General features: G+C 61.2%; 1 protein-coding gene. It reads right to left on the bottom strand.

Annotation, left to right across the window (positions count from 1 at the left end):
* Nucleotides 1-108 precede the first annotated feature (108 nt).
* Nucleotides 109-1,107 carry an IS110 family RNA-guided transposase gene (locus tag AC0L3S_RS39030; protein WP_007614614.1) on the bottom strand — a complete coding sequence of 333 codons (999 nt, stop codon included), beginning with the start codon at nucleotides 1,105-1,107 and terminating at the stop codon, nucleotides 109-111.
* Nucleotides 1,108-1,298 lie beyond the last annotated feature (191 nt).

Raw genomic sequence — 1,298 nt, 5'->3', positions numbered from 1 at the left:
GGAGCAACTGTGTTGAAGTAGCCCGGCGATCGGCCGGCCTCAAGGCTGGCGCTTGCGCGCCACCGCCTCCGGCGGCTGACGGCCTTGACCCCGCCCGCTCACCGGTCTTCAGGCTGTGCATGCGCTCGGCAGAAGCCGAGCGGAGTCGCTTGCTTGGTACCGGTTGGGGTCCCATTTCTCACCACGCGCGATCATGACGTTGAGGATCACGATCAGCTTGCGCATGCAGGCTGTGAGCGCAACCTTCGGTTCTTTGCCTTTGGCGATCAGGCGATCGTAGAACGCCTTGAGCACAGGGTTGTGCCGTGTCGCGGCTCCCATGCAAGCCATGTAAAAGACATTGCGGACTTTGCGGCGCCCGCCCTGGATATGGCGCGTGCCCCGACGTTTGCCGCTGTCGTCATCGTAAGGTGCAGCACCCAGTAAGGCGGCAGCAACTTTACTGCTGATCTGGCCGAGTTCCGGCATCGCCCCGATCAGTCCGGCGGACGTGCCCTGGGCAAGACCCGGTACGCTCTCGATGATCTCGGCGAGCTCGGCAAAACGCGGTGTGGTCTTGATCAGGGCTGCGATCGCTGCCTCCAGCTTGGCAATCTCGGCGGCGATCTGTTTCAGCAGGCGATCCTGCATCTTCTCCACGACGTCAGGTGTGGAATGCTCCCTTCTGTTTTGCAAGCTCGTCTGTACGTCGATCAGAGCTTGGCGCGCACTCACGATCTGGACCAGCTTCTCACGTGCCGCATCGTAGGCTTGGCCCCTTGACTCGATGAAGGTCTCGGCGAACCAAGCAATCATCTGCGCATCAATCGGATCATTCTTGGCAAGCCGTCCGGCCGATCTGGCGAAGTTGCGCACCCGCTTCGGATCCACCACCAGGGCTTCGATACCAGCCTCGCGTAGCGCCTTGGCCCACTCCCGTTCATAGCCGCCGGAAGCCTCCATGGCTGCCTTGCCGACTTTTTGCTTGCGAAGCCAGCGGATCAGCGCTCGCCGGCCTTCTGGGCTGCTCGGGAACGCCTGTCTTTGCCACAATGAGCGAATGCACACATCCACCTTGTCTTTGGCCACGTCGATGCCGGCGACAACCAGATCGTTTTGTGCCATCATCCAGTCCCTTCCTTGCTCGTCCGGGCTCGAAGCCCATGCAACTGTTCGGGTTGAGGAAGATCACCGGATCTGTCCCTCGCTCCCCGACAGGCTCAAGGCCTTTGAGCACGAACGGGCTCAGATCCAGCGACGGGCGGTTTTGCGAGAACCGCCCGTTTGCACATCTTGTCAGATTTTCTGGACACAAGAGC

The organism is Bradyrhizobium sp. Ken01 (assembly GCF_055807355.1).
Note: the sequence above shows the minus strand (reverse complement) of the source record. Positions and strands in the feature narration are given on the sequence as shown.

Coding starts and splice junctions, on each gene's coding strand:
- AC0L3S_RS39030 (WP_007614614.1), bottom strand. CDS start 1,107: ATGATGGCACAAAACGATCTGGTTGTCGCCGGCATCGACGTGGCCAAA.